Raw genomic sequence first — 6,780 nt, forward strand, 5'->3', positions numbered from 1 at the left:
CGTCGGTCCACGTCGCCAACCGGACCGCCGAGACCGCGGTCAAACTCGCCGAGGCCGTCCCCGGCGCGACCGGCGGCGGACTGGACACGCTCGACCGGATTCGGGACGCGGACGCCCTCGTCAACGCGACCAGCGTCGGGATGGAGTCGCCCGACGAGACGCCCGTGTCGTCGGAGTACCTCCACGGCGACCTCGCGGTGCTCGACGCGGTCTACACGCCGCTTGAGACTCGACTCCTCCGCGAGGCGGCCGCGGCCGGCGCGGTCACCATCGACGGCGCGTGGATGCTTCTCCTACAGGGCGTCGAAGCCTTCGAACTGTGGACCGACCGCGACGCGCCCGTCGAAACGATGAACGCCGCGCTCCGTGGCCACCTTGAGAGCGACTGAGGCCGCTGGTTTTTAAATAACGGGATTGCATAGGAGAAGGTAACATGGGCTTGCTTGACACTATTTCGTCGCTCTGGAAATCCCTCGTTGGTGGCGACTCGTCGTCTTCCTCGAAGGAGGGACGTGACGACACGGCGACCGTTACGGTCGAACGCGACACCAGAACCGAGCGCGAGGAACCGGACACCGAGACCGAGGCCGCGGTGAAGGAACCGGTCGAAGAGACGGAATCGGCGGACGAGACGGCGGACGAAGAGACCGACGACGCGGTCGAATCAGCGGTCGAAGACGAAGCCGACGCGGAGTCCCAAGTGGACGACGAGGACGCCCGCGATGACGCCGAGGTGGCGGCCGACGCCATCGAGGAAGCCGAACCGGAGGACGAAGACGCCGAAGCGGAGCCCGAGTCCGAGTCCGAGTCCGAATCCGATGGCGAACCCGAGGTCGAGGACGAACCCGAACCCGAGGTCGAAGACGAGTCTGAATCCGCTGACCCCGACGAAGACGAAGCCGAGGAATCGGACGAAGAAGCAGTCGACGAAGGCGACGAAGAAGCGGAGGCTGAAGACGAAGCGGACGACGAGGAAACTGCAGACGACGAAACGGCCGATGAGTCGGCCGCCGACCCCGACGCGCCGACCGTCGACACGATTCGCGGCATCGGCCCGGCGTACGCCGAGCGCCTCTCGGAAATCGGTATCGAGACCATCGCGGACCTCGCGGCGGCCGACGCCGACGAGGTCGGCGACGAGATCGACGTGTCGCCGAAGCGCGTCCAGCGCTGGATTGACCGCGCCGGCGACGCGTAACCGACGCGCGTCTCGGGCGACCGACGCGACTTTTCTCCCGACTGGCGACCGCTTCCGACATCTCGTAGATACGTCGCGAAACCGTTTACTCGGCGGACAGACTGGTGTGCGTAATGACCGCATTGACCGTCGTCACCGACCGCGACGACTTTCGTGCGACCGCCGCGGTCGCGCCCGCCGGTGCACGCGTCCCCGTCGAGGTCCGTGTCGTCGTCTCGGACCCCCTCGACGCCTATCGACGCGCCCGCCGGAACACCGGCGGCTTCTTTTACGAGACGACCGGCGGGCAACCCGGCTGGGGTGCCTTCGGCGTCTCCCCCGCCGAGCGCCTGACCGTCGATGACCCGACCGACGACGACTGGGGCGACCCCGGCGTCGACACCGCGCCGAGCCTCGCCGCGCTCGAATCGCTCGTCGACTCGGAGACGCTCGTCCGCGGCGACTGCGACGTGCCGTACCCCTGCGGCCTGTTCGGGTGGCTCTCGTACGACGCAGCCCGCGAACTCGAATCGCTCCCCAAGCAGACGACCGACGACCGGGGGCTCCCGCACCTCCAACTCGGCCTGTACGACCTCGTGGCGTCGTGGGCGGAACCCCGACCCGACGACGGCGAGACGACGCTCCGCGTCACCTGCTGTCCCGTCGTCGAGACCGACGCGGACCTCGACGCCGTCTACGACGAGGCGAGAACGCGGGCGACCGACCTCGCCGTCGAAGCGGTCGAAGGCGACCCTGCGCCGGTCTCCGCGCCCGTCGAGGCCGACGAGGCGACGTTCGAGAGCGCCTGCGGCCGCGAGGCGTTCGCCGACCGCGTTCGCGCCGCGAAGCAGTACATTCGCGACGGCGACACGTTTCAGGCGAACCTCTCGCAGCGACTCGTCGCACCCGCCGCGGTCCACCCGGTGGACGCCTACGCGGCGCTCCGGGAGGTCAACCCCGCGCCGTACTCGGGCCTGCTCGAACTCCCCGGCGTCGACCTCGTAAGCGCCAGCCCCGAACTCCTCTTGCGCGTCGAGGGCGACCGCCTCGTCACCGAGCCCATCGCCGGCACCCGCCCGCGAGGGGCGACGCCCGAGGAGGACGACGCGCTGGAGGACGACCTGACGACCGACGAGAAGGAGCGCGCCGAGCACGCGATGCTCGTCGACCTCGAACGCAACGACCTCGGAAAGGTCTCCGAGTACGGGTCGGTCGAGGTGACGGAGTACCGCCGGGTAGACCGCTACTCGGAGGTGATGCACCTCGTCTCGCTGGTCGAGGGAATCCGACGCGAGGGGACCAGCCTCGCCGACGCCATCGCCGCGGTGTTCCCCGGCGGGACCATCACGGGCGCGCCGAAACCCCGGACGATGGAGATAATCGACGAACTCGAAGCCACCCGGCGCGGCCCCTACACCGGGAGCATGTTCGCCGTCGGCTTCGACGACCGCGCGGTGCTGAACATCGTCATTCGGACGCTCGTCCGCTTCGAAGACGAGTACCATCTCCGCGTGGGCGCGGGCATCGTCCACGACTCCGACCCCGACAGCGAGTACGACGAGACGCTTGCGAAAGCGCGGGCGCTCATCACCGCCATCGACGAGGCGCTCGGCGAGCGCGCGGACATGACCGTGGGGGCCGAGCGATGACGCGTATCCTCGTCGTCGACAACTACGACTCGTTCGCCTACAACCTCGTGCAGTACGTCGGCGAGGCAGTCGCGGAGGCGCGGGAGGAAAGCGGAGACGAGAGGGGCTCGACCGCCTCGGACGACGTGCTCGTCTACCGCAACGACGCGCTCTCGGCCGACGACATCCGCGACATCGACCCGGACGGCATCGTCGTCTCGCCCGGCCCGGGCACCCCCGCGCAGGCTGGCGTCTCGGTATCGGTCTTCCGCGACCTCAACTACCCGACGCTCGGCGTCTGTCTCGGCCACCAGTCGCTCTGTGCCGCCCTCGGGAGTCGCGTCGGCCACGCGCCCCACGTCGTCCACGGAAAGCCGTCGCTCGTCGAGCACGACGGCGCGGGCGTCTTCTCGGGGCTGCCCGAGCGAATCGAAGTCGGGCGCTACCACTCACTCGCGGTCGAGCACGACGACGTGCCATCCGAGTTGGCGGTGACCGCCCACACGGTCGCAGCGGGGTCCGAAACCGGCGGGTCCGATACTGACGAGAGAGACGAACCATCGGTCGTGATGGGCGTTCGTCACCGCGAGAAGCCCCACGTCGGCGTGCAGTTCCACCCTGAGAGCATCCTCACCGACTCGGGGAAGGACATCGTCCGCAACTTCGTCGCGCTCGCAGCCGGCGAGAGCTCGGCGGCCGACGCGTGGAGGGCGGAGCGATGAGCGACGACAGCGACGACGGCGACGACGAAAGTCGGTCGCTTCGCTACTACGTCGACGGCGAACTCGTCCCCGCGGAGTCGGCGTCGATTCCGGTCACCGACCGCGGCTTTCTCTACGGCGACGCGGCCTTCGAAACCCTCCGCGCCTACGGCGGTGAGGTGTTCCACTGGGACGCCCACGCCGACCGACTGGCCGAGACGTGCGACGCGCTCGGGATGGTCCACGGCCTGTCCGACGACGACCTCCGTGCGCGAATCGACGAGACGCTGGCGGCGAACAGCCTCAACGAGGCGTACGTCAGACTCTCCGTCACCCGCGGCAGTCAGGGCGGCCGCCTCACACCGGCCGAGGCGGTCGACCCCCGCGTTGTCGTCATCGTGGAACCGCTCGCCCGCGGCGGCCGCGGCTCCGACCCCGTGTGGGACGGCCCCGCGTCGGTCCAGACCGTCAAGACCCGGCGCATCCCCGACCGGTCGCTTCCCGCGCGGGCGAAGACGCACAACTACCTCAACGGCATCCTCGCCCGCGTGGAACTCCGCGTCACCGGCGCGGACGAGGCGCTCATGCTCGACGCCGACGGCTACGTCACCGAGGGCGCGACGAGCAACCTCTTTTTCGTCGAGGACGACGCGCTCTGCACGCCGAGTCTCGATGGCCCGGTCCTCCCCGGCATCACCCGCCGCGTCGTCCTCGACCTCGCCCGGCAGGAGGGCATCCCGATTCGTGAACGACGCTTCACGCCGGACGACGTGCGCGGCGCGAACGAGGCGTTCCTCACGAACTCGACGTGGGAACTCCGCCCGGTGGAGACGGTCGACGGCATCCAAGTGGGCGATGGACCGGTGACGAAACTGCTCTCGCGGCTCTACGACGACTACGTGGAGCGACGCCACTACGGCGGCGCAAGCGGCGACAGCGACGGCGACGAGAACTGAGTCGCTCTGCCGCGTCCCCCGTCAGAACTCGACGTTCGAACTCGAACTCCGGTCGGCGGGGTCGGTCTCGATTTCGCCCTGTCCGACGTAGTCGAACTCGTCGTCCGAGAGGAAGACGTGGTCGCCGTCGACCGTGATGTCGAGGTCGTCGAGCACCGCGCCCTCGCAGGGGCCGTAGTTGCAGTAGCCCGTGTCGGCCTCGAAGTACGCGCCGTGGTTCTGGCAGATGACCTCGCCGTTTCGCATCGGCGCGCCCGACCCCTTGTCGAGTTTGATGTGCGTCAGGTGCATGCAGTAGTTCAGCCACCCTTGGATGCCGTCGTCGGTGCGCACGAGGATGGCCTCGCGCTCCTCGGCGTCGGCGTCGTCGGCCGCGCGGACCCGAAAGAGAAACGTCGTGTCGTCGGGCACGTCGCCGACCGCGCAGATTCGTTCGAGGTCGCTCATTGTGTTCTCGTTGGGTCGGGGTCGAAAATCTCCTTCGGAAGCGGTCAGTACGGTCCCGCGTCTTTACCGCGCGATGAACGACTACTGAACCACAGCAACCACCCGGCATGCAGGAGGACAGTCAGGGCGGCCACACACAGCGGCGCAGCAACGAACAGGGCGATTGCCACGGCTGCCCCCGGTGGCAGCGGCGCATCCGACGAGCGGTCTACGAGGACGAACGGAACGACTGGTGCCGCGAGTGCAGAGAGCGTTTCGACCGTCCGAAAGACGCCGTGGACGAGATGCTCTCGGCCGTCAAGCACGCCGGTTTTTCGACGCCGAAGCAGTCGCCACGCGTCGCCGAGGGCGTGCGCGACGAGAAGAACCCAGAGCGCCATGAGCGAGAACAGGGCAGGTCCCCACAACCACCCGACTCCAGCCGGTGCGGAAAGCCCCGTCTCCGAGAACAGGACGAACGGAACCACGCCTATGGCGAGAAACACGACGGCGAGGACGACCTCAACGGCGAAAATCCGAGGGAATGGGGTGAGACGTGTCAGGGAGGGCATGGGTGGAGCAAAGCGACAGGGCCGATACGGAGGGTACTGGAGACAACTGAATAAGTTTTGTCGGCGAGGTAGAACGGTCGAGACGCGCTGCTTGGGGTGTCGTTTTCAGGAGAATAACGGGAGGTAGATTTGAACCCCGGTCGCTGACGCTCCCCGGTTCAAATCTACTGAGCTATGAGGCCGACCTCGTGGGTCGCGCCGAGCCGAGACTCGGCGCTCAGGAGTTGAGGTCGGCAAAACCATAGCGGGAGGTAGATTTGAACTACCGATCTCCGGGTTATGAGCCCGGCGGAATCTCCTGGCTATCCCATCCCGCTGAATCAACAAACGAGTCTGCTATTGTTAAGACTTCTGTTTCGGCCGCTGTGTGTCAATTTTCACCGTGAGTCGCGCTGACTCGAACGGGTCGCGATACGCCACGTGAACAGGCTTTCTGCGACGTAGTTCAGGAGCATCGACGCGCCGATAGCGAGGGGGAGCGGGATGAGTTCCCAGAGGTCGATACCGGCGACCGGAATCGACAGCGGCACCTCGCCGAGCGCCCGGACGACGAGCACCTGCACGAGCAGGCCGCCGCTCCTCACGAGGTTCGACTTCACGAAGCGCCGGGCCTTTGCGGTGAGGAGGTCCGAGCCGGCCCCCGCGAACGTCCAGCGGTCGTTGATGACGAACATGACGATGATTGCGAGCTCCGCGCCGGCGAGCTTCGCGAGTTCGTTGGCGACGCCGAAGAAGACGATGAGGAGACTGCTCAGAGAGAGGTCGAACACCGCGCCGACCGCGCCCACGGAGGCGAACTTGCCGAACCGGGTGCCGGAGACGAGCGCCGAGAGCCGGTCAGTCATCCGTGACCTCCGCCGAGAACTGCTCGACGAGGGTCCGCTCGTCGTTCCGAGCGTCGATGAGTTCGTGGAGGCGGTCCTCGCGAATCGTCCGGGCGCGGTGGCGCGACCGGAGCAGCCCGCGGGCCATCTTGAGCGTCGTATCGACCGGCGAGACCGTCGAGTTGGGCTGGTCTTCCCAGACGACCGGTACCTCGGCCACACGGTGACCGAACGCGCCCGAGACGGCGATGAGTTCGATGTCCCACGCGAACCCGGGCTCGTACAGGTGAGTCCGAACGTCGTTCCACGCCGCGGCGGTGATGGCCTTCGCACCGCACTGGTAGTCGTACAGCGGGACTTCGGTCAGGTGGCGAGCCAGCCACGCGAAGCCGTCGCCGAGGTAGCGCCGGGCGACCGTCTGGTGGGAGGCGACGGTCGCGTTCGGGTGGCGGCGCGACCCCACGGCGAGGTCGGAGCCGTCGCGGACGGCGGCGAC

At 67.8% G+C, this 6,780-nt stretch carries 7 protein-coding genes, 1 tRNA gene and 2 pseudogenes; 6 read left to right on the forward strand and 4 right to left on the reverse strand.

The features are described from left to right. The 5 genes and pseudogenes from NKF06_RS18990 to NKF06_RS19010 form a co-directional block, all read left to right on the forward strand. Positions 1-389 (forward strand): annotated as a pseudogene (locus tag NKF06_RS18990) (shikimate dehydrogenase); the annotation flags it as partial. Between the two features lie 44 nt (positions 390-433). Beyond that, the gene (locus NKF06_RS18995; RefSeq protein WP_253246298.1) at positions 434-1,198 is read left to right on the forward strand and encodes a helix-hairpin-helix domain-containing protein; all 765 of its coding nucleotides are present in this window, start codon (positions 434-436) and stop codon (positions 1,196-1,198) included. 113 nt (positions 1,199-1,311) lie between these two features. Beyond that, complete coding sequence (gene pabB, locus NKF06_RS19000; protein WP_253246299.1) at positions 1,312-2,826, forward strand: aminodeoxychorismate synthase, component I; 1,515 nt, start codon at positions 1,312-1,314, stop codon at positions 2,824-2,826. Then, complete coding sequence (locus NKF06_RS19005; RefSeq protein ID WP_253246300.1) at positions 2,823-3,527, forward strand: aminodeoxychorismate/anthranilate synthase component II; 705 nt, start codon at positions 2,823-2,825, stop codon at positions 3,525-3,527. Before pabB ends, NKF06_RS19005 begins: the two co-directional genes overlap by 4 nt. Next, on the forward strand, positions 3,524-4,462 hold the full coding sequence (locus NKF06_RS19010; protein ID WP_253246301.1) for an aminotransferase class IV: 939 nt from the start codon (positions 3,524-3,526) through the stop codon (positions 4,460-4,462). Before NKF06_RS19005 ends, NKF06_RS19010 begins: the two co-directional genes overlap by 4 nt. 21 nt (positions 4,463-4,483) lie before the next feature. Here the strand turns inward: NKF06_RS19010 and NKF06_RS19015 are convergent, their stop codons facing one another. Continuing rightward, positions 4,484-4,909 (reverse strand): Rieske 2Fe-2S domain-containing protein, encoded by a 426-nt coding sequence (locus tag NKF06_RS19015; RefSeq protein ID WP_004064939.1) that lies wholly within the window; start codon positions 4,907-4,909, stop codon positions 4,484-4,486. A gap of 107 nt (positions 4,910-5,016) precedes the next feature. Between NKF06_RS19015 and NKF06_RS19020 the strand changes: the two genes are divergently transcribed. Next, positions 5,017-5,514 carry a hypothetical protein gene (locus tag NKF06_RS19020; protein WP_253246302.1) on the forward strand — a complete coding sequence of 166 codons (498 nt, stop codon included), beginning with the start codon at positions 5,017-5,019 and terminating at the stop codon, positions 5,512-5,514. A gap of 188 nt (positions 5,515-5,702) precedes the next feature. Here NKF06_RS19020 and NKF06_RS19025 read toward each other — a convergent pair. From NKF06_RS19025 to NKF06_RS19035, 3 genes and pseudogenes are all read right to left on the reverse strand, one after another. Then, positions 5,703-5,777: transfer RNA gene (locus tag NKF06_RS19025), tRNA-Met, on the reverse strand. A 60-nt stretch (positions 5,778-5,837) separates the two neighbouring features. Beyond that, complete coding sequence (locus NKF06_RS19030; protein WP_253246303.1) at positions 5,838-6,305, reverse strand: GtrA family protein; 468 nt, start codon at positions 6,303-6,305, stop codon at positions 5,838-5,840. Then, a pseudogene (locus NKF06_RS19035) lies at positions 6,298-6,780 on the reverse strand (dolichol-P-glucose transferase); the annotation flags it as partial. The pseudogene NKF06_RS19035 and the gene NKF06_RS19030, both read right to left, overlap by 8 nt.

Origin of the sequence: Haloferax sp. AB510 (genome assembly GCF_024136985.1) — an archaeon.
Taxonomy (GTDB): domain Archaea; phylum Halobacteriota; class Halobacteria; order Halobacteriales; family Haloferacaceae; genus Haloferax.